This window comes from Stenotrophomonas sp. WHRI 8082 (assembly GCF_040223995.2).
Lineage (GTDB): Bacteria > Pseudomonadota > Gammaproteobacteria > Xanthomonadales > Xanthomonadaceae > Stenotrophomonas.
The window spans coordinates 3,198,763-3,218,059 of the sequence record NZ_CP167826.1 but is presented as its reverse complement, the minus strand read 5'-3'; the positions used below and the strand labels follow the sequence as shown (position 1 = coordinate 3,218,059).

The window sequence follows — 19,297 nt, the reverse complement described above, 5'->3', positions numbered from 1 at the left end:
CGATTCTAGCCCACTCCGGGGCCAGCGCGCTAGGGGTTTTGATCCGTTGGCGGGACCTGGCGGGCCAGCTCCTGCCTGCCCTGCTCCAGCAGCTTGCGATCCGCCTTGGACAAGGCAGCCTCGTCCAGCAGCTCCGGCCGCCGCTGTGCGGTGCGCACCAGCGATTGCTGGCGCCGCCAGGCAGCGATGGCCGCGTGATTGCCTGACCGCAGCACGTCCGGCACATTTCCCAGGGGATGCTGGGCCGGCTGGCTGAAATGCGGGCAATCGAGCAGGCCCAGTTCCCCTTCGAAGCTGTCCTGGGCGGCGGATTCGGCGTCATTCAACGCCCCCTCCTGCAGCCGGGCAACCGCGTCGATGATCACGGCGGCGCCGAGCTCGCCGCCCGACAGCACGTAGTCGCCGAGGGATATTTCCTCGTCGACCTCGCCCTGCAGGAAACGTTCGTCGATGCCTTCATAGCGGCCGCAGAGCAGGATCATCCGCGGCAACGCCGCCAGTTCCCGCACCTTGGCCTGGGTCAGCGGCCGTCCCTGCGGGCTGAGGTAAATCAGCCGCGCCGGCGTCGGATCTGCCGCCTGCACCGCGGCCAGACACGCCTGCAACGGTTCGATCAACATCACCATGCCGGGGCCACCACCGAACGGTCGGTCGTCCACCCGGCGGTAATTGCCTTCGGCGTAATCACGCGGATTCCAGCCATGCAGGCTGAAAAGCTGCTTTTCCTGTGCCCGTCCGACCACGCCCAGCCCAGCGGACTGGGCGAGGAATTCAGGGAACAACGTGATGACGTCGAACCGCATCAGAAGTCGGGATCCCAGTCGACCACGACCAGATTGGCGTCGAAGTCCACCGATTTGACGAACTCCGGCAGCACGAACGGAATCATCCGTTCACGGTCGCCGCGGGTGACCAGCACATCGTTGGAGCCGGTGGAAAACAGGTGCGACACCTGGCCCAGCGACACGCCCTCGACGGTTTTCACGTCAAGGCCTTCCAGATCGACCCAGTAATACTCATCGGGCTTCGGCGGCGGCAGCGCACTGCGGGCCACGTAGACCTCGGTGCCACGCATCGCTTCGACCACATCGCGGTCGTCGACGCCGGGGAACCGTGCGATCAGATGCTTGCCGGTGTCGCGTCCGCGCACGCCGGTCAGCGTCGATTCCTGCCCCGAGGGGCTGCGCACGATCCACGGTTGGTAATTGAAGATGGCGGAACGTGGCTCGGTAAACGACTCGAGCTTTATTTCGCCGCGCACACCAAAAGCGCCGGCAACCCTGCCCAGCAGGATCCGGCGCTCGATATCTTTCATCTGCGTAGGCCAGACGGGCCGCGCGGGGCGCGGCCCTTCATGATCAGGCCGCAGCGGCCTGGGACTTGGACGCTTCCTTGATCAGGTTGCGCACCTTGTCGGTCGGCTGGGCGCCGTTCTTGACCCAATGGTCAACGCGGGCCAGGTCCAGCTCGATACGCTTCTCGGCGCCCTGGGCAACCGGGTTGTAGAAACCAACGCGCTCGATATTGCGGCCATCACGGGCGCTACGGACGTCGGTCACGATGATGTGGTAGAAGGGACGCTTCTTGGCGCCGCCGCGGGTCAGTCGAATCTTGACCATGGTGTATTTTCCTATGTAACCCAGTCGCCAGGATGGCGCGGTAAGCCGGCGATTATAGCGGCAGCTTTCGTCCGCGCCAACCCCAGCGGACCTTTCCGGGCTGAATGGGCTGTCAGGCCGGAGGGCGGGACGGCACCGCTTGCTCGTCCAGTGATTGCCAGGCAACGGCGGCCATGACGCGCCGGGCCCGTTCGGCCAAGGCGATGGAATCCGGCAACAGACGCCCGTCAATGCCACCCAACGGCCAGATGCCGCTCGCGTTGCAGGCAAACGCCGCCGTGGCCGTGGCCAGTTCCGCCGCGTGATAGGCGCGCTGCACCTGAGGCCCCTGCCAATGCGCCTGCAGCAGTGCCTCGGCCGTACCGCGCAAGGCCGGCGCCTGCGGCCACACCAGCTGCTCGCCATCGAGAAATGCCACATTCCAGGTGGTGCCTTCACTGACCAGACCATCCGCGGTCAGGAACAGCGCATCGTCGAAGCCGCCCGCCATGGCATCGCGCCGCTGCTGGAACAGGCCGAACGTTCCCACGTGCTTCAGGGCCGGCATCTCACGCTGATAGCCGATGCTGCGCACCGCGCGCACGGCGGCCAACTGCACCGGCGCCCCCACGGCCACCAGGACGTCCACCGGCACGGCAGCCAAGGGTTCGCGGAAATCGAAGGCGCGGGAGAATACGGTGACCCGCATTGAAGCGTCCGCCATCTCCCTGTGTTCAACCGCATACGCCATCCAGCGCCGCACCTGCTGCGCCTCCAGCGTCGTGCCGAACAGCGTGCCGGTGGCCTGCACCAGTCGCTGCAGGTGCAGGTCCAATCCCTGCACCGCGCGATCGCGCACCTGCAGCGATGTGAAGTGACCGTAATTGACCAGTGCGGCGGACAACGCGGCGGCGTCTGCCGGCTCACCGTTGCACCAGACCGCGCTCATCACCGGGCGATGATCAGCGGAACGGCAGGCCGCGGCCGCCCATGGCGCCCATCATGCCCTTCATGCTTCGCATCATGCCCTTCATGCCGCCGCCGGCCATCTTGCTCATCATCTTTTCCATCTGCATGTACTGCTTCATCAGCTTGTTCACGTCAGACGGCTGGGTGCCCGAGCCGCGCGCGATGCGGGCGCGGCGCGAACCGTTGAGCAGGCCCGGATTGCGGCGTTCTTTCTTGGTCATCGAGCCGATGATCGCGATCATTCGCGGCACTTCCTTGCCCTGGCTGACCTGCTGCTTCAGGTGCTCCGGGATCTGGCCCAGGCCCGGCAGCTTGTCCATCAGGCCGCCGATGCCGCCCATGTTCTGCATCTGCTCCAACTGGTCACGCATGTCGTTGAGGTCGAACTTCTTGCCCTTGGCGACCTTCTCGGCCAGCTTCTGGGCTTTGTCCTTGTCGACCTGCTGTTCAACCTGCTCCACCAGCGACAGCACGTCGCCCATGTCCAGAATGCGGCTGGCGATACGGTCGGGATGGAAAACATCCAGGCCGTCGGGCTTTTCACTTACACCAACGAACTTGATCGGCTTGCCGGTGATGTGACGCACGCTCAGCGCAGCACCGCCACGCGCATCACCGTCGGTCTTGGTCAGCACCACGCCGGTCAGCGGCAACGCATCGCCGAAGGCTTTCGCGGTATTGGCCGCATCCTGGCCGGTCATGGCATCGACCACGAACAGGGTTTCCGCCGGATTGACCGCTGCGTGCAGGGCCTTGATCTCGGCCATCATCGCTTCGTCGATCGCCAGTCGGCCGGCGGTATCGACAATCAGCACATCGACGAACGACTTGCGCGCATCGTCGATGGCCGCGCGGACGATCGCTTCCGGCTTCTGGTCGGCGCTGGACGGGAAGAACAGCACGCCCACCTGGTCGGCCAGCGTCTTCAACTGCTCGATAGCGGCCGGACGGTAGACGTCGGCCGACACCACCATCACCTTTTTCTTGCGCTTTTCCTTCAGGTGCTTGGCCAGCTTGCCCACCGTGGTGGTCTTGCCCGCACCCTGCAGGCCGGCCATCAGGATGATCGCCGGCGCCGGCACATTGAGGTTCAGCTCGCTCGCTTCAGCGCCCATCACCGCGGTCAGCTCATCGCGGACGACCTTGATCAGCGCCTGGCCCGGGGTCAGCGACTTCAACACTTCCTGGCCGACCGCGCGCTCTTTGATGCGCTCGATCAGGGCCTGCACGACCGGCAGGGCAACGTCCGCTTCCAACAGCGCGATGCGTACTTCGCGGGTAGCGTCGCGGATGTTTTCCTCGGTCAGGCGGCCACGGCCACGCAGGCGCTCGATGGTGCCGGAAAGGCGCTGGGTCAGGGACTCGAACATGCGATGCAACCTGTCTGGAACGGGGAACAATGAGGCATACAGTATAGCCGGTCCGGGAAACGGGACCGGCAGCGCCGAGCCGTGCTCGGCGGACGCTGTGCGGGATTGTCGTGCCTGACGCAGGCCGCGCTTCGCGCTCGCCGACCATGGGTCGGCGCTACCGGGATTCGGGGCCTCGGTGCCGCCGCCCCGGGTGCGACCGACGGGTCGTCGCTACTGTGCTGGGGGTGTGCGAAACTTCTACGATGACAATCGTTCTCATCGCTGCCCTGCTCTACCTGACCGCCTCCGTGATGCTGGTGCGCGCGGTCGGCAGCGATGCGCCCCGCCCCGGTCGCGGCTGGGTGTGGGCGGCGGTGCCTGCCACCTTGCTGCATGCTGGTTACCACGTGCAGGTGGCGCTGCAGAATGCCGGCGGCCCGGACATGCACTTCTTCGCCGCACTCTCGCTGGTGGGCCTGGGCATGGCCGGCCTGACCTCGCTGGTCGGTGCGCGCGGGCGCATGGCGGCGCTCGGCGTGGTCGTGTTCCCCTTGGCCGCGCTGCTGCTGGCCGCGTATCACGGCTATGGACACGAACCAAGCCGGGAGCTGGGCTGGCGCTTGGCCAGCCATGCCTGGCTGGCCCTGCTGTCCTACGCCACGCTGAGCATCGCCGCCCTGCTGGCCATCATGCTGTGGCTGCAGGAACGCGCCCTGCGCCGCCGCGAGTTCCGTCCGTGGCTGCGCGCCCTGCCGCCGCTGGCCGATCTGGAATCACTGCTGTTCCGGGTGATCACCGTGGGCTTCGCCCTGCTGACCCTGACGCTGGTCACCGGCGTGCTGTTCGTTGATGACCTGCTGGCACAGAAGCTGGTGCACAAGACGGTGCTCAGCGTGCTCTCGTGGCTGGTCTTCGGTGTGCTGCTGATTGGCCGTCGCCGTTACGGCTGGCGCGGGCTGAAGGCCGTGCACTGGACCCTCAGCGCGATGCTGCTGCTGTTGCTGGCGTTCTTCGGCAGCCAGTTCGTGATCGAACTGGTATTCGGGCATACGACCCGGTAAAGCATCGGGCCGTATGCCCACGCATTCCACCTTATCCCCGCGCCGTTGGCGCGCCCCCTTGAACAACAAGGGGGCTGCTCACCAGAAAGTCTGCGCACGTACCCGGCGGATCGCATCACAGGGCCGGTAACGCCGTGCCGGCAGGTTACGCGCCAGCGGCTTCCAGCGCTTCGGACAGCCGCTCCACGGCGATCACTTCCATGCCCTTCACTGCCCCACCCTTCGGCGCGTTCGCCTTGGGCACGATGGCGCGTTTGAAGCCGTGGGTGGCCGCTTCACGCAGGCGGTCTTCGCCATTGGGCACCGGACGGATCTCGCCGGACAAACCGACCTCACCGAAGGCGATGGTCTTTTCCGCCAGCGCGCGATCCTGCAGGGACGACAGCACCGCCAGCAGCACCGGCAGGTCCGCCGCGGTTTCCTGCACGCGGATGCCGCCGACCACGTTGACGAACACGTCCTGGTCGCCCACCACCACACCACCGTGGCGGTGCAGCACCGCCAGCAGCATCGCCAGCCGGTTCTGTTCCAGCCCCACCGCCACGCGGCGCGGATTGGACAGCGGCGAGGAGTCCACCAGTGCCTGCACCTCCACCAACAGCGGGCGGGTGCCCTCGCGGGTCACCATCACGCAGGAACCGGGCTGGCGCGTACTGCCGCCGGACAGGAAGATCGCCGACGGATTGGAGACCTCTTTCAGGCCCTTGTCGCCCATCGCGAACACGCCCAGTTCGTTGACCGCGCCAAAGCGGTTCTTGAATGCCCGCAGCAGGCGGAAGCGGCTGCCGCTCTCGCCCTCGAAATACAACACCGCATCCACCATGTGCTCCAGCACGCGGGGCCCGGCAATGCCGCCCTCCTTGGTGACATGCCCGACCAGAAACACGGCCGTGCCGGTCTCTTTGGCAAAGCGCACCAGCCGCGCGGCGCTCTCGCGCACCTGGCTGACCGATCCCGGTGCGGCGGTCAGCGATTCGGTCCACAGCGTCTGGATCGAGTCGGCCACGATCAGCCGCGGCTTGGCCTTCCCGGCATGCTGCAGGATGGTTTCCACGCAGGTTTCGGCCAGCGCGTTGACGCCTTCCAGCGGCAGTTCCAGACGGTGCGCACGGCCGGCCACCTGTGCCAGCGATTCTTCGCCGGTGACGTACAGCACCGGCAACTCGGCCGCCATCAGGGCCACCGCCTGCAGCAACAGAGTGGACTTGCCGATGCCGGGATCGCCACCGACCAGCACCACTGCACCTTCCACCAGGCCGCCGCCGAGCACGCGGTCGAACTCGCCGATACGGGTGCTGACCCGGATGTGGTCGGTCTGCGCCACGTCCTTCAGCGCGGTGACCTTCGGCGGGTCGATCTTGCCGGCCCAGCCACTGCGCCGTGACGCCGGTGCGCCGGCAGCGGCGGCGCTTTCCACGACGATCTCCGACAGCGTGTCCCAGGCCTTGCACTCGGTGCACTGACCCTGCCATTTGCTGTAGTCGGCGCCACATTCGCTGCAGACGTAGGCGGTACGGCTCTTGGCCATGATGATTCCGGTTGCGCGTTGGACGGCGAGCATAGCCGAGCGCCGTCGCAGGTGCTGCGACCGGGCGACCTGACCGTCACCTGACCCGTCGTGTGAGGCAACGCTCAGGTTGAAGCCGGACCGGTCGATAAGATACGCGCCGCCTTGCCCGCACCCCCACGTTTCCCAAGGATTCCCCATGACTGGCAGCTACAGCCAGAGCCTCGTCCTGTTCTCGCTGCTGGTCGCGATTCTTGCGTCCTATACCGCGTTGGACATGGCCGGACGACTCGCGACAACCCAGGGGCGCGTGGCGCGCTGGTGGCTGGCCGGCGGCGCGACGGCAATGGGCCTGGGCATCTGGTCGATGCACTTCATCGGCATGCTCGCCTTCAAGCTGCCCATCCCGATCGGCTACGACCTGGCCATCACGTTCTATTCGCTGTCCGTGTCAGTGGGCGCTTCCGCGTACGCGCTGTGGCTGGTCTCACGCCCGCTGCTGCCGACCCACCGCCTGGTCGCCGGCGCGGTGCTGCTCGGGCTGGGCATTGCGACCATGCATTACCTGGGCATGGCGGCGATGCGCATGCAGCCGGGCATCGACTACGACCCGCTGTGGTTCACCGTCTCCATCCTGATCGCCATCGGGGCCGCCGGTGCGGCGCTATGGATCGCCTTCCGCCTGCGCGCCGAGCGGCGCAACACCCGCAGCCTGCGTGGACTGGCCTCGCTGGTGATGGGCGTGGCCATCGTCGGCATGCATTACACCGGCATGGCCGCCGCGCGCTTCCCCGCCGACAGCCTGTGCGGCGCGGTGATCGATGGCGGCATCGATGCGCAGTGGCTGGCAGTGCTGGTGATCGTCACCACGCTGGGCACCATCGGCATCGCGCTGGTCGCCTCGCTGTTCGACCGGCAGATGCGCGAACGCACCGGCCTGCTGGCCGAGTCGCTGGAACGCGCCAATGACAAGCTGCTGCAGGCCGCCCTGCACGACCCGCTGACCCAGCTGCCGAACCGCTCGTTGCTGCAGGACCGCATCGAACAGTCCATCGAAAAGGCACGTCGCCGCCACCATGGCGTCGCGGTGATGTTCTGCGACCTGGACGGCTTCAAGACCGTCAACGATGCCTACGGCCACCAGCTGGGTGACCGCCTGCTGGTGAAGGTAAGCCAGCGCATCGGCTCATTGTTGCGGCCGCAGGACACCTTGGCGCGGCTGGGCGGGGACGAGTTCGTGATCGTGCTGCCCGTGGACGAACCGGACGATGCCGTAGTGGTGGCAGAGCGGATCATTGCCGCAGTGGGCAAACCCTTCAGCATCGAATCGGCCGAACTGCAGGTCACTGCCAGCCTGGGCATTGCGCTGTATCCCGACGATGCCAACGACGAGCGCCAGCTGATGGCCAACGCCGATGCGGCGATGTACCACACCAAACAAGGCGGACGGAACGGGTATACGTTCTTTACGCCGTCGATGCAGGTCAGTGCGAACCGCCAGTTGCGGCTGCTGCAGGACCTGCGCCGCGCGACCGACCGCGGCGAACTGCTGCTGCACTACCAGCCGAAGTTCATGGCCTCCGGCGCACCAGCCGTGGGCGCCGAGGCCCTGCTGCGCTGGCAGCACCCGGAGCTGGGGATGCTGGGACCGGATGTCTTCATTCCGATCGCAGAGCGCAGCGGGCTGATCCTGCCGATCGGTGACTGGGTGCTGGACCAGGCCTGTGCGCAGCTGCGTGCGTGGCACGACGCCGGTCATCCGCACTGGACGATGGCAGTGAACCTGTCCCCGCTGCAGTTCGCCGCCCCCGGCCTGGTGGAAACGGTGAAGGAAACGCTGCAGAAGCACGGCCTGGAAGCGGACCGGCTGACGCTGGAGATCACCGAAACCACGGCGATGAAGAACGTGGAAACCAGCCTGCAGATCCTCAATGCGCTGACCGGGCTGGGCGTGCGGATCTCCATCGATGATTTCGGCACGGGGTATTCCAGCCTGCTGTACCTCAAGCGCATGCCCGCGACCGAACTGAAGATCGACCGCGCCTTCGTGCGCGACCTGGAGCAGAACGCGGAAGACGCGGCCATCGTGTCGTCGATCGTGGCGCTGGGCCGTTCGCTGCAGCTGAAAGTGGTGGCCGAGGGCGTGGAGACGGCGGGCCAACGCGATTACCTGAGCAACCTGGGCTGTGATCAGTTGCAGGGCTATCACCTGGGCAGGCCGATGGCCGCCGAGGATTTCCTGCGCAAGGTGGGATAAGCCACCGGGCCGCTGCGCTCGCCGAGCATGGCTCGGCGCTACCGATGAACACACCAGGCACCATGCACGGTAAAGCCGACTTCAGTCGGCTGCTCGTCCCAGACCGATGAAGCGCATCACCCAAAGCAAAAGGCCACCCCGAGGGGTGGCCTTTCGCGTTCTGCGGCAACGTCGACTGGACGTCAGTGCATCATGTGCACGTTCATGTTGTGCATGACCCACAGGGTGCCGGCGACGATGATGCCGATCACCACGACGGTGAACACCGCCGCGTTGACGTTCCAGCGGCTCTCCGACGAGCGGTCCAGGTGCAGGAAGAACACCAGGTGGACCAGCATCTGCAGGACCGCCGATACGGCAATCACCACACCGCTGACGGTGCGCGAGAAGTCACCCGACATCACCACCCAGAACGGGATGACGGTCAGGATCACCGCCAGCACGAAGCCGATCAGGTACGACTTGACGCTGCCGTGGCTCTCGCCGCCGGTGCCATGCGCGTGGTCGTGTGCGTTGTCATGTGCCATTACAGCGCTCCGTTGAGGTAGACGACCGAGAACACGCCGATCCAGATCAGATCCAGGAAGTGCCAGAACAGGCTCAGGCACGCCAGGCGGGTCTTATTGGTCGGGGTCAGGCCGTTCTGCTTGACCTGGATGAACATGACCAGCAGCCACAACAGGCCCGCGCTCACGTGCAGGCCGTGGGTACCGACCAAGGCGAAGAACGCCGACAGGAAGGCACTGCGGTCCGGGCCGTAGCCCTGATGGATCAGGTGATTGAACTCCCACACTTCCATGCACATGAAGCCGAAGCCCAGCAGCCAGGTGATGCCCAGCCACAGGTACAGCTGACCGACCTTGTTCTTGTGCATGGCGATCATGCCCAGGCCGAAGGTCAGCGAGGAGGTCAGCAGCAGCGCGGTTTCCCACGCGACGAACGGCAGCTCGAACAGATCGCCCGGGCCGGGGCCGCCGTCGGTACCACCGACCAGCACCACGTAGGTGGCGAACAGCGAAGCGAAGATGAGGCAATCGCTCATCAGGTACACCCAGAAACCGAAGACGGTGTTGCCGCCGGTGTCGTGGTGCTCGTGGTCGTCATGGCCATGGGCCGCCGCGTGTGCGGCGTGCCCGTGGTTCACGGTAGGGGTATGGGTGCTCATGCCTTCAGCTCCGACTTCACCAGACCCTGGGCAACCAGGTGCTTGCGGTGTTCGTTTTCAATGCGCTCCACCTCGGCAGCCGGGACCCAGTAGTCCACGTCCTTGTCGAAGGTGCGGTAGATGAACGTGCCGATCATGCCGACCAGTCCGATGATCGCCAGCCACCAGATGTGCCAGATCATCGCAAAGCCGAACACCATGCTGAAGGCACCGATGACCACGCCCGTGCCGGTGTTGCGCGGCATGTGGATGTCGGTGTACTTGGACGGCTTCGGCCAGGCTTCACCGCGCTGCTTGCGGGCCCAGAAATCGTCCAGCTCGGTGACCTGCGGCAGCGTACCGAAGTTGTAGAAGGCCGGCGGCGAAGAGGTTTCCCACTCCAGCGTACGGGCATCCCACGGATCGCCGGTCAGGTCCATGTTCTTCTTGCGGTCGCGGACCGAGATGAAGATCTGGATGAGCTGGCACAGGATGCCGGCACCGACGATGAAGGCACCGCCCGCAGCGATCAGCAGCAGCGGCTCGTAGGCCGGGTTGACCGTGCTCTGCAGGCGACGGGTCATGCCCATGAAGCCCAGCACGTACATCGGCATGAAGGTCACATAGAAGCCGATGAACCAGCACCAGAACGCACACTTGCCCCAGAACTCATTGAGCTTGTAGCCGAACATCTTCGGCCACCAGTAGGTGATACCGGCGAACATGCCGAACACCACGCCGCCGATGATGACGTTATGGAAGTGGGCGATCAGGAACAGGCTGTTGTGCAGCACGAAGTCGATGGCCGGGATCGCCAGCATCACGCCGGTCATGCCGCCGATGACGAAGGTGATCATGAAGCCGATGGTCCACAACACCGGAGTGGTGAAGTGCACGCGACCGCGGAACATGGTGAACAGCCAGTTGAAGATCTTCACACCAGTGGGAATGGAGATGATCATCGTCGTTATGCCGAAGAAGGCATTGACGTTGGCACCCGAGCCCATGGTGAAGAAGTGGTGCAGCCACACGATGAAGGACAGCACGCCGATGGCGGCCGTGGCGTACACCATGCCCTTGTAGCCGAACAACGCCTTGCGCGAGAACGTGGCGATCACTTCAGAGAACACGCCGAAGGCCGGCAGCACCAGGATATAGACTTCCGGGTGACCCCAGATCCAGATCAGGTTGATGTACAGCATGGCGTTGCCGCCACCGTCATTGGTGAAGAAATGCGTGCCCAGGTAACGGTCCAGGGTCAGCAGCACCAAGGTGATGGTCAGCACCGGGAAGGCGGCGACGATCAGGATGTTGGTGATCAGCGCCGTCCAGGTGAAGATCGGCATCTGCATCAGCTTCATGCTGGGCGTACGCATCTTCAGGATGGTAATGAAGAAGTTGATGCCGCTCAGCGTGGTGCCCAGGCCTGCGACCTGTAGACCCCATATGTAGTAGTCCATGCCGACGCTTGGACTGTACTCGATGCCGGACAAAGGCGGGAACGCCAGCCAGCCGGTAGCGGCGAACTCACCGATCCACAGCGACAGCATGATCAGCACCGCACCGGACACGAACAGCCAGAAGCTGAGCGAGTTCACGAACGGGAACGCGACGTCGCGCGCACCGATCTGCAGCGGCACGGCCAGGTTCATCAGGCCGGTGATCAGCGGCATCGCCACGAAGAAGATCATGATCACGCCGTGCGCGGTGAAGATCTGGTCGTAGTGATGCGGCGGCAGGTAGCCTTCGGACCCGCCGACGGCGAGCGCCTGCTGGGTACGCATCATGATCGCGTCGGAGAAACCACGCAGCAACATGACGAAGGCGACGATGAGGTACATCACGCCGATCTTCTTGTGATCCACCGAGGTGAACCACTCCTTCCACAGATAGCCCCACAGCTTGAACTTGGTGATCAGGGCAACAACGCCCAGACCGCCAAGCATCGCGCCGATCAACGTCGTCAGGACGATCGGATCGTGGGGGATCGACTCAATAGAGAGCTTACCCAGCATGTTCATTCTCCCGAGCCCTCGTGGCCGGCGTGGCCCGCGTGCTCGTGTTCGTTGGTGTTGGCGTCGAGGTTCTCGCCAGACGCCTTGGACTCGTGGTCGTCCATGGGGGCGTGGCCCTCATGCTCTTCCTGCGTGCCCGCATCGGCTGCAGCGGCACCCGGGTGCGCGTGCTTCATGCCGTAGTGCCGGTTATCGCCCATGTGCTTGGCGATGACCCAGTCGAACAGGCCTTCTTCCACCTGACCGTAGTAGGTGACCGGATGCCAGTCCGAATTGCGCTCTTCGCCCAGCGCCTTGAACGTGTCCTTGTTCAGGCTGTTGCCCTGCTCGGCACGCACCTGGTCCACCCACGCACGGTATTCCGGCTCGGTGACCGAATGGGCCGTGAAGTGCATCTTGGCAAAGCCCGCGCCACTGTAGTGCGAGGACATGCCCGGGAATTCACCGGTCTCATTGGCGATCAGGTGGAGCTTGGTCTCCATCGCAGCCATCGAGTAGATCATGCTGCCCAGGTGCGGAATGAAGAACGCATTCATCACCGTATCGGACGTGATCTTGAAGTTCAGCGGGGTGTCGACCGGGAACTTGATCTCGTTGACCACGGCGATCTTTTCTTCCGGATAGACGAACAGCCACTTCCAATCGAGCGAGATCGCCTCGATGACGACCGGCTTGACGTCCGATTCAATCGGGCGATACGGGTCCAGCGCGTGCGAGGAGCGCCAGGTCAGCACGGCCAGCACCAGCACGATCATGCAGGGGATCGACCAGACCACCACTTCGATCGCGGTGGAATGCGACCAGTTCGGCTCGTAACGGGCCTTGGTGTTGGAAGCGCGGTACTTCCAGGCGAACGTCAGGGTCATGATGATGACCGGGACGACGACCAGCAGCATCAACACGACAGCCGTGATCAGCAGGGTCTTCTCATCCTGGCCGATCTGGCCCTTCGGATTCAGGATGGCCGTGTTGCAGCCGGTGAGAAACACCGCCAGTGCGAACAGCAGGCCCGGACGCAAACAGCGTCCAAGGGTTTTCAACGGAATCATCGGTCGATCCAATTGCGAGGGAATGCCACCCCGCCCTGCCCAGTCCGGCAAAAGCCGGCCCGACCTGCCAAGGATCGACGGGTTCGGAGAACGGGGGAAGAGTCAGCCTTTCAAGTTTAGGCCGTCACCGACCATTTAAGAAAGCCATTGACATTGATCTGACGCAGAATTCGACGTTTTCGGCATGCGACACGTTGTCGCAGCGTCGATTTTGCAGGCATTCCGCCGGGTAGTGACGGCCGCTGGCCGTCAATGTCTTGATGGCCGTCAAACCTGCTGGCCGCCCATGAGCGGACCACCACGGCACCCTACCTGCAACCTCCATCCCGCGCAACGGAAAAAAAGCGGCGGATCGGGAAGACCCCATGCAACGCCCAGCCCCGAACCGGGTAGCCGCCGCACCATCCGCCGTGCCCGAACAAGGAGGGCAAAAGGCAATGACCGCTCCCTGACGGAAGCGAAACGGCCATTGCCGGCTGGAGGAGCTGCTTCCAGCACCCCCATCCTGTCTATCGGCGACACAGGCGTACATGAGGAAAGTTGCGAAGTGCGCTGGGAACTGTCCGGAACGGCATTCGTGGCTGGCATGAACCCACTGCGCCACTGCAGGGATGCGGGGTTTCCCGATTTTCCTCTACTGAACGGACGCCGATTCTGCAGGAGGGGGAGTCCCGGACGCACGAGGTTGCATCACCACGCTTGCGAAATGTATCCACAAGGATACATTTCATGGTAGTCATCACACAGACTACGGCGTTCGCCACTTGGCTTCGGTTGCTGCGAGACCGTCGCGCAAAGGCGATCATCATTGACCGTAATGACATCGACAACGCAAGACGACTGGCATCACGCCTCTGATCGCGCTGCTTTGCCGACGTGCGACCAACGGGAAATCGACCTATGAGCAGAACCCACATCATCCCTTTCGACGCAGCAGCGTTTCTGGACAGCGACGAAACGATTGCGACCTACCTCACCGAGGCATTGGCCTCCGGCGACACGACACACTTCCAAGAAGCACTGCAGACCGCGGCACGCGCCCGCGGCATGTCGACCATCGCCGACGCCTCCGGCCTCGGACGCGAAAGCCTGTACAAGGCACTCAGGCCCGGCGCCCACCCCCGGTTCGAAACAGTACAGCGGGTGCTCGGTGCGCTGGGCGTCACCCTGCTGATTAAGCCCGGCAGCCCGGCAGTGACGTGACGCAGAACAACGCCGTACCGTATACAACGCAGCCCTACCGAGTAGCGGCCTCCCGCACGCTCACCCCATCACCATCGACAGCACCCACGTGCACACACATATATAAGCCAGCAGGCCCAGGCTGATGGCCAGCGTGGTGCGCATGATCGCCGACTCCTGCCCCACCAGCTTCACCGCAGCCGCCGCGATGGCGATGGACTGCGGGGATACCAGCTTGGCCATCACCCCGCCCGCCGTGTTGGCCGCCACCAGCAAGGCCTCCGGCACAGCGATCTGGGTCGCGGTGACTGCCTGCAGGTGGGCAAACAGGGTATTGCTGTTCACCACCGAGCCGGTGATGAACACGCCCATCCAGCCGATCACCGGCGACAGCAGCGGGAAAATGCCCCCCGTCTGTGCCAACGCCAGGCCGATGGTGGACGAGGCACCGGAGTAATTGGTGATGTAGGCCACCGCCATCACCAGCGACACCGTGGCCAGCGGTTTCCACATCTCACGCCCGGTCTGCGCCAGCTCCTCACCGGCCATGCGCACACTCAACCGCGGTGACAGCAGCACCGTCAGCAGGGCGGCAATCAGGATGGCGGTGCCCGACGCATTGATCCAGCCGACGTTCCATACCGCCGGCAGCGTATGCACCTGGCTGACCAGCGGCGGAAGTTCCTGCACGCGCTCGTGCAGCAGGCCGATGGGCAGGTGCAGGACCGATCCACTCAAGGCGCCACCGGCGGCGAACAACGCCTTGAAGGCCGGCAGGCTCCACAGCAGGATGGCCGCGGTCAGGATGTAGAACGGTGACCACGCCAGCAGCACGTCCTTCAACTGGTAACGCTGCGTCGTGCCCGCGGGCGAGCCCTCCTCGCGGTAGATGCGCCTGGGGCGCCAGAACTGCATGAAGGCGGCCAGTCCGGCCATCGCCGCCAGCGGCCCAAGGATATCCACCAGCTCCGGCCCCAACAGATACAGCGTGAGGATCTGCACCCCGCTGAACACCGCGCCGACAAACAGCAGCACCGGCCAGGTGTCGCGCACGCCGCGCCATCCATCCAGCATCGCCACCAGAATGACCGGCGTCAGCAGAGCGATCACCTGCACCAGCGCGATCAACATCAACGACATCGCGTCCAGGCTGACGCCGCCCTGCTGCGCGCCCACCAGCACCGGAATGCCAATGGCCCCGTATGCGCCGGCTGCCCCGTTGGCCAGCAGGCACAGCATGGCCGCCTTCAACGGCCGGAAACCCAATTCCACCAGCAGCGCCGCACAGATGGCGATCGGCACGCCAAAACCCGCCGCCCCCTCGAGAAAACCGCCAAAACAAAATGCGATCAGCAACACCTGGATGCGCTGGTCTTCGGATATCGTCGCGATGCTGCCGCGGATGACCTCGAACTTGCCACTGCGGATGGCCAGTTTGTACAGCCACACCGCCATCAGCACGATGAAACTGATCGGGAAGACGCCGTTGGCGATGCCCAGCAGCGCCGCGCCGGCGATGGCGCCGGCCGGCATGCCGAACACCAGCAGAGATACCGCCGCAGAAACCACTACCGCCAGAACGGCCGCAGTGAGACCTTTCAATTTGAAGACCGTCAGGGCCAGCAGGAACACCAGCACCGGCAGCGCCGCCAGGATCGCGGACAGATTGGCATTACCCAGCGGATCGTAGTTCTGCTGCCACATGGTTCCTGCTCCCCGTTGGACACCCGATCACGCGCGACGGTGCATCGCACCTGAGCCCACCCTACGCCTTGGTTACCCGGTTGGGGCACTCGGACCCGGCCGCGAAATGCACCAGATTTCCCAGAGTGGTCTCTGCGATTTCCTGCAGCGCCTCGGCGGTGAAGAAGCCCTGGTGACCGGTCACCAATACATTGGGGAACGTCATCAGCCGCTGGAAGACATCGTCGTCGATGATTTCGCCGGAGCGGTCCTGGAAGAACAACGCGCTTTCCTGCTCGTAGACATCGATGGCCAAGTGGCCCAGATGGTGCGATTTCAGCGCCCGGATCACCGCATCGGTATCCACCAGCCCGCCGCGCGACGTATTGACCAGCATCGCACCAGGCTTCATCCGCGCCAGCGAGGCCTCATCGATCATGTGCTGGGTCTGCGTCGTCAGCGGGCAGTGCAGCGAAACGATGTCCGACCGGGCCAGCAGTTCATCCAGCGGCACGGTGCTGCCCAGCGCATCGAATTCAGGCGACGGGTACGGGTCGTGACCCAGCACCGTGCAGCCCATGCCATGCAGGATGCGCGCCGTCGCCAGCCCGATCTTGCCGGTGCCCACGATGCCGACCGTCTTGCCGTGCAGCGTCCGACCCAGCAGCCCATCCAGCATGAAGTTTCCCTCGCGCACCCGGTTATAGGCGCGGTGGGTCTGCCGGTTGAGCGTCATGATCAGCGCGAGCGTGTGCTCAGCGACCGCCTCAGGCGAATACGCCGGCACGCGGGCAACGAAGAAACCCAGCTGCTCGGCGGCGGCCAGATCCACATTGTTGAAGCCGGCGCACCGGAGCACCACCGCGCGCACGCCCAACGCATGCAGAGCCTGCAGCACAGGCGCATCCAGGCGATCATTGACGAACACACAGACCGCATCGCAGTCCTGTGCCAGGGCCGCGGTATGGGCGTCCAGCGTGGCATCGAAGTAAATGAACTCGAAGCCATCTGCTGCGTAGCCTTGCTGGTTGCAGGCATCCAGCGAGCGGCGATCGTACGGGCGGGCACTGAAGACGGCGATTTTCATGCAGGACTTCCCTTCCCGGAACATGGGCGGACTGTAGCACCCGCGAATGCCGCGCCGCATTGCGTTGGGTCAATGCGCGAGCGGGGGTTGGACCCTGCCGATCAAGGGCCAAGGCTGCGGTGGACCGGCCTCCCCCGGTGGCCTAGTATCTTTCCCTTGCGCGGCGTGATGGATGAAAGTGCGTGGAAAGCTTTGAACGATTCAACGGCCGCCGCAGTGGTTCCGGCAAAGAAGTCGCGATCCTGGCACATGGTTTTGGTACCGACCAGACCGCGTGGACCGCGCTGCGTCCGTGGTTCGACGAACGCTTCGATGTCATTTCCTTCGACCTGGCCGGCTGCGGTCCGCACGGTGCGGACACCTACGATTTCGAACGGCACGGCTCCATTTTCGGCTACGCCGATGACCTGCTCGACATCATCGACGACCTGGGCATCCAGAACTGCACCTACATCAGCCACTCGATGAGCGGCATGATCGGTGCTGCCGCATCGGTCGCCCGGCCGGAGGTGTTCCAGCGCATGGTGATGATCGGCGCCTCGCCGCGTTATCTCGACGACGAGGGCTATACCGGTGGTTTCAAACCGGCAGACCTGGAAAACCTGTTTGAAAGCATGAGCGCCAATTACCAGGCGTGGGTCGCCGGTTTCGCGCCGATGGTGGTCGGTGTGGACAATTCCGAGGTCATCGCGGATTTCTCCAACGCGCTGTTCCGGATGCGCCCCGACATTGCGCTCAACACGTCGCGCACCATTTTCACTTCGGACATGCGCGGCGTCGCCGCACAGATCTCCACGCCGGTGCATCTGATCCAGACGGAGGTCGATGTCGCCGTGCCCGTGCAGGTGGGCGAATGGCTGGCACAGGCCATCAACGGCGCCACACTGGATGTGATCGCGGCATCGGGTCATCTGCCACACATGACCGCAGCCGACGAAGTGCAGAGAATCCTTGAACGACGCCTGGGCAAGACAGTCGCGTGACCACCACCGACAGCGAGGCACTCGCCAGCCTGTGCCACTTCGCCCAACTCGCCTCAGGGGCGGATCTGGTGATGGCGGTGGAAGTTGAATCGAATGGACGTGCCGCCTGGACGGCCTCATCCCCCGCGCTACCGATAGCCGGCTTCAACCTGGCGCGAAGCGGGCTCTTCGAAGCACCCTGGAGTGGGCACGCCGTCGAGGCGAGCGCATTCCGCCTACCGACCGCCATCGTGCACGCCTTGGGCGGCCCGGCACGGCAGCTGTTGTTCGTCCCGACGCCAACCCGTGATGCACCGCTGAGTGGTGTGCTGCTGCTGTGGCGCAGTCCACAACCGGCCGGATCCATGACCGTGCAGGTGCCATTGCTGGCCAAAGGCGTAGCCCGGCTGCTATCCGCGCGGCGGGAGAGTGCGCGCGAGGTGATCGTGCAGAATCAGTTCATCGACCTGGTGGAGAGTGTTCCCGCCGGCATCGTGCTGATCGATGGCGATGGCATGGGCTCGGTGATCAACGAGCACGCTGCCAGCCTGCTGGGCTGCGCCCCGGGCCGTCTTCGTGCCGCGGATCTGCTCAGCCCCATGCGCGCCCTGCGCGAGCGCTGCGACAACCACGCCGAGCTGGAACAGGCATATGCCGCACAGGTGGGCAACGTCAACTTTGCCGCGAAGATCAATTGGACACTGGGCGAACGCACGTTTGAAGTGGACACCCACCCGGTGCGGGGAAACGGTGAGTACGGGCGCATCTGGCTGTTCACTGATGTCACCGCCGATCTGCTGATGGCCGCCGAGCTGCGGCGCCTCGCCTCATCGGATCCGTTGACCGGTGTGCCCAATCGCCGCCATTTCGAAGAACGTTCCGCCCAGATCATCGCCGCGCGTGAAGCGAGCGGACGTACCGTGGCAGTGCTGATGGTGGACGTGGATCATTTCAAGAAGATCAACGACACCCACGGCCATCCCGTGGGCGACCAGGTATTGAAAGTGGTCGCCAAGCGCTGCCGGGAAGCCCTGCGCGAGCGCGACCTGTTCGCGCGTTTCGGCGGTGAGGAGTTCATCGCCCTGCTGGCCGCGCCTGCGATCGACGAAGTACCGGCGACCGCCGAGCGGCTGCGCCGCGCCATTGCGTCAGCACCGATCAATGTCGACGGCGTCCGCATCGATGTGACGGTGAGTGTGGGCGGCGCGCTGGGCGAGGCCCTGCCCGGTGGCGATCAGAGCCTGCTGGAGGCACTGACCGCACGCGCCGACGAGGCGCTGTATCGCGCCAAGGCAGAGGGGCGGAACCGGGTCAGCATGGCCAGCTGAACCAAGCTGATCCGTTCACTTCCGGGCCCGGCGCCGTGGCTTGAAACCACGCAGGCCGGTCGCCATCACTGAGCTGCGCCCGCGGTTGGGCGCTCTCAGGAGA

At 64.6% G+C, this 19,297-nt stretch carries 17 protein-coding genes; 5 read left to right on the top strand and 12 right to left on the bottom strand.

Annotated elements, in window-relative coordinates; genetic code table 11:
- Positions 1 to 29: 29 nt before the first annotated feature.
- The 5 genes from trmD to ffh form a co-directional block, all read right to left on the bottom strand.
- Entirely contained in the window at positions 30 to 803 is a 774-nt protein-coding gene (gene trmD / locus ABRP17_RS13995) for a tRNA (guanosine(37)-N1)-methyltransferase TrmD (RefSeq protein ID WP_349985642.1), read from the bottom strand.
- Entirely contained in the window at positions 803 to 1,315 is a 513-nt protein-coding gene (rimM, locus tag ABRP17_RS13990; RefSeq protein WP_349985641.1) for a ribosome maturation factor RimM, read from the bottom strand. The genes trmD and rimM overlap by 1 nt, the downstream gene beginning before the upstream one ends.
- A 43-nt stretch (positions 1,316 to 1,358) precedes the next feature.
- Positions 1,359 to 1,619, bottom strand: a complete 261-nt coding sequence (gene rpsP, locus ABRP17_RS13985; protein ID WP_188326551.1) for a 30S ribosomal protein S16 — start codon at positions 1,617 to 1,619, stop codon at positions 1,359 to 1,361.
- 112 nt (positions 1,620 to 1,731) lie between these two features.
- Positions 1,732 to 2,547, bottom strand: coding sequence for an aminotransferase class IV (locus ABRP17_RS13980; RefSeq protein ID WP_349985640.1), 816 nt, complete (start codon positions 2,545 to 2,547; stop codon positions 1,732 to 1,734).
- Positions 2,548 to 2,560: 13 nt separating this feature from the next.
- The gene (ffh, locus tag ABRP17_RS13975) at positions 2,561 to 3,937 is read right to left on the bottom strand and encodes a signal recognition particle protein (RefSeq protein WP_188326549.1); all 1,377 of its coding nucleotides are present in this window, start codon (positions 3,935 to 3,937) and stop codon (positions 2,561 to 2,563) included.
- A 245-nt stretch (positions 3,938 to 4,182) separates the two neighbouring features.
- Between ffh and ABRP17_RS13970 the strand changes: the two genes are divergently transcribed.
- Positions 4,183 to 4,980, top strand: coding sequence for an inner membrane protein YpjD (locus tag ABRP17_RS13970; protein ID WP_188326548.1), 798 nt, complete (start codon positions 4,183 to 4,185; stop codon positions 4,978 to 4,980).
- A gap of 145 nt (positions 4,981 to 5,125) precedes the next feature.
- On the opposite strand, the gene radA is transcribed toward ABRP17_RS13970, so the two are convergent.
- Positions 5,126 to 6,508: a DNA repair protein RadA gene (gene radA / locus ABRP17_RS13965; RefSeq protein ID WP_349985639.1), complete on the bottom strand. Its 1,383-nt coding sequence runs from the start codon at positions 6,506 to 6,508 to the stop codon at positions 5,126 to 5,128.
- Between the two features lie 178 nt (positions 6,509 to 6,686).
- Here radA and ABRP17_RS13960 point away from each other — a divergent pair, with 178 nt between their 5' ends.
- Positions 6,687 to 8,744 (top strand): EAL domain-containing protein, encoded by a 2,058-nt coding sequence (locus ABRP17_RS13960; RefSeq protein WP_349985638.1) that lies wholly within the window; start codon positions 6,687 to 6,689, stop codon positions 8,742 to 8,744.
- Positions 8,745 to 8,926: 182 nt separating this feature from the next.
- On the opposite strand, the gene cyoD is transcribed toward ABRP17_RS13960, so the two are convergent.
- The 4 genes from cyoD to cyoA are packed head-to-tail and all read right to left on the bottom strand — an operon-like array spanning position 8,927 to position 12,952.
- Positions 8,927 to 9,271, bottom strand: coding sequence for a cytochrome o ubiquinol oxidase subunit IV (gene cyoD, locus ABRP17_RS13955; RefSeq protein ID WP_188326545.1), 345 nt, complete (start codon positions 9,269 to 9,271; stop codon positions 8,927 to 8,929).
- Positions 9,271 to 9,909: a cytochrome o ubiquinol oxidase subunit III gene (cyoC, locus tag ABRP17_RS13950; RefSeq protein WP_188326544.1), complete on the bottom strand. Its 639-nt coding sequence runs from the start codon at positions 9,907 to 9,909 to the stop codon at positions 9,271 to 9,273. Before cyoC ends, cyoD begins: the two co-directional genes overlap by 1 nt.
- Complete coding sequence (cyoB, locus tag ABRP17_RS13945; protein WP_349985637.1) at positions 9,906 to 11,903, bottom strand: cytochrome o ubiquinol oxidase subunit I; 1,998 nt, start codon at positions 11,901 to 11,903, stop codon at positions 9,906 to 9,908. Before cyoB ends, cyoC begins: the two co-directional genes overlap by 4 nt.
- 2 nt (positions 11,904 to 11,905) lie before the next feature.
- Positions 11,906 to 12,952, bottom strand: a complete 1,047-nt coding sequence (cyoA, locus tag ABRP17_RS13940; RefSeq protein WP_188326542.1) for a ubiquinol oxidase subunit II — start codon at positions 12,950 to 12,952, stop codon at positions 11,906 to 11,908.
- 900 nt (positions 12,953 to 13,852) lie between these two features.
- Here cyoA and ABRP17_RS13935 point away from each other — a divergent pair.
- A complete protein-coding gene (locus tag ABRP17_RS13935) occupies positions 13,853 to 14,155 on the top strand; it encodes an addiction module antidote protein (RefSeq protein ID WP_188326541.1) in 303 nt (100 codons plus the stop codon).
- A 60-nt stretch (positions 14,156 to 14,215) separates the two neighbouring features.
- On the opposite strand, the gene ABRP17_RS13930 is transcribed toward ABRP17_RS13935, so the two are convergent.
- The gene (locus ABRP17_RS13930; protein ID WP_349985636.1) at positions 14,216 to 15,838 is read right to left on the bottom strand and encodes a lactate permease LctP family transporter; all 1,623 of its coding nucleotides are present in this window, start codon (positions 15,836 to 15,838) and stop codon (positions 14,216 to 14,218) included.
- A gap of 61 nt (positions 15,839 to 15,899) precedes the next feature.
- Positions 15,900 to 16,904 (bottom strand): 2-hydroxyacid dehydrogenase, encoded by a 1,005-nt coding sequence (locus tag ABRP17_RS13925; protein WP_349985635.1) that lies wholly within the window; start codon positions 16,902 to 16,904, stop codon positions 15,900 to 15,902.
- Between the two features lie 182 nt (positions 16,905 to 17,086).
- On the opposite strand from ABRP17_RS13925, the gene ABRP17_RS13920 reads away from it, so the two are divergent.
- The gene (locus tag ABRP17_RS13920) at positions 17,087 to 17,887 is read left to right on the top strand and encodes an alpha/beta hydrolase (RefSeq protein ID WP_349985634.1); all 801 of its coding nucleotides are present in this window, start codon (positions 17,087 to 17,089) and stop codon (positions 17,885 to 17,887) included.
- Positions 17,884 to 19,194: a diguanylate cyclase gene (locus ABRP17_RS13915; RefSeq protein ID WP_349985633.1), complete on the top strand. Its 1,311-nt coding sequence runs from the start codon at positions 17,884 to 17,886 to the stop codon at positions 19,192 to 19,194. The genes ABRP17_RS13920 and ABRP17_RS13915 overlap by 4 nt, the downstream gene beginning before the upstream one ends.
- Positions 19,195 to 19,297 lie beyond the last annotated feature (103 nt).

What these genes read in the sequence shown, in the direction of transcription:
- trmD (WP_349985642.1), bottom strand. Translation starts at nt 803, where the DNA reads ATGCGGTTCGACGTCATCACGTTGTTCCCTGAATTCCTCGCCCAGTCC.
- rimM (WP_349985641.1), bottom strand. Translation starts at nt 1,315, where the DNA reads ATGAAAGATATCGAGCGCCGGATCCTGCTGGGCAGGGTTGCCGGCGCT.
- rpsP (WP_188326551.1), bottom strand. Translation starts at nt 1,619, where the DNA reads ATGGTCAAGATTCGACTGACCCGCGGCGGCGCCAAGAAGCGTCCCTTC.
- ABRP17_RS13980 (WP_349985640.1), bottom strand. Translation starts at nt 2,547, where the DNA reads ATGAGCGCGGTCTGGTGCAACGGTGAGCCGGCAGACGCCGCCGCGTTG.
- ffh (WP_188326549.1), bottom strand. Translation starts at nt 3,937, where the DNA reads ATGTTCGAGTCCCTGACCCAGCGCCTTTCCGGCACCATCGAGCGCCTG.
- ABRP17_RS13970 (WP_188326548.1), top strand. Translation starts at nt 4,183, where the DNA reads ATGACAATCGTTCTCATCGCTGCCCTGCTCTACCTGACCGCCTCCGTG.
- radA (WP_349985639.1), bottom strand. Translation starts at nt 6,508, where the DNA reads ATGGCCAAGAGCCGTACCGCCTACGTCTGCAGCGAATGTGGCGCCGAC.
- ABRP17_RS13960 (WP_349985638.1), top strand. Translation starts at nt 6,687, where the DNA reads ATGACTGGCAGCTACAGCCAGAGCCTCGTCCTGTTCTCGCTGCTGGTC.
- cyoD (WP_188326545.1), bottom strand. Translation starts at nt 9,271, where the DNA reads ATGGCACATGACAACGCACACGACCACGCGCATGGCACCGGCGGCGAG.
- cyoC (WP_188326544.1), bottom strand. Translation starts at nt 9,909, where the DNA reads ATGAGCACCCATACCCCTACCGTGAACCACGGGCACGCCGCACACGCG.
- cyoB (WP_349985637.1), bottom strand. Translation starts at nt 11,903, where the DNA reads ATGCTGGGTAAGCTCTCTATTGAGTCGATCCCCCACGATCCGATCGTC.
- cyoA (WP_188326542.1), bottom strand. Translation starts at nt 12,952, where the DNA reads ATGATTCCGTTGAAAACCCTTGGACGCTGTTTGCGTCCGGGCCTGCTG.
- ABRP17_RS13935 (WP_188326541.1), top strand. Translation starts at nt 13,853, where the DNA reads ATGAGCAGAACCCACATCATCCCTTTCGACGCAGCAGCGTTTCTGGAC.
- ABRP17_RS13930 (WP_349985636.1), bottom strand. Translation starts at nt 15,838, where the DNA reads ATGTGGCAGCAGAACTACGATCCGCTGGGTAATGCCAATCTGTCCGCG.
- ABRP17_RS13925 (WP_349985635.1), bottom strand. Translation starts at nt 16,904, where the DNA reads ATGAAAATCGCCGTCTTCAGTGCCCGCCCGTACGATCGCCGCTCGCTG.